We start from the raw sequence: 496 nt of genomic DNA, 5'->3' as shown, positions 1-496 counted from the left end.
AACGATGCAGATGGAAACGTTAAGTTCTCAGCTATCGAATTCAAGAAAGAACAAGCGGGTGTTCACAACTACACAGTAGAAGAAGTTAAAGGAACAGACGCAACCGTTACATACGATACAATGAAAGCGAATGTAACAGTAACTGTTTCTCACGACGGTACAGCTAAAGTTCTTGTGGCAACTGTTGGTGATATCGCTGATAAAGAGTTCAACAACGTAGTAACACCTCCAACTGAGCCTAAGTTCCAACCAGAGAAATATGTATTGAATACAGAGAAATATTCAATCACAGATAACAAACTTCTTGATGATGATTCAGAGTTAACAAACAAATACACTGAAACAGAAGCTAATCCTTACGTTGATAAAACTGATAACAACGAGGCAGAAAACATCAATACGAAGTCAGTTAAACGTGGTGATAAACTTGTTTACCAAGTGTGGTTGGATACAACTAAATTTGACGCAGCTAACAAGGACAACATCCAATCAGTAG

At 37.9% G+C, this 496-nt stretch carries 1 protein-coding gene; it reads left to right on the top strand.

All coding sequences use genetic code 11. The annotated features are described in order from the left end of the window. The coding region (locus tag AX663_RS05485; protein ID WP_156430766.1) for a Spy0128 family protein at positions 1 to 496 on the top strand (496 nt) is incomplete at both ends.

Source organism: Streptococcus sp. CCH8-H5, assembly GCF_001556505.1.
Taxonomy (GTDB): Bacteria; Bacillota; Bacilli; order Lactobacillales; family Streptococcaceae; genus Streptococcus.
Note: the sequence above shows the minus strand (reverse complement) of the source record. Positions and strands in the feature narration are given on the sequence as shown.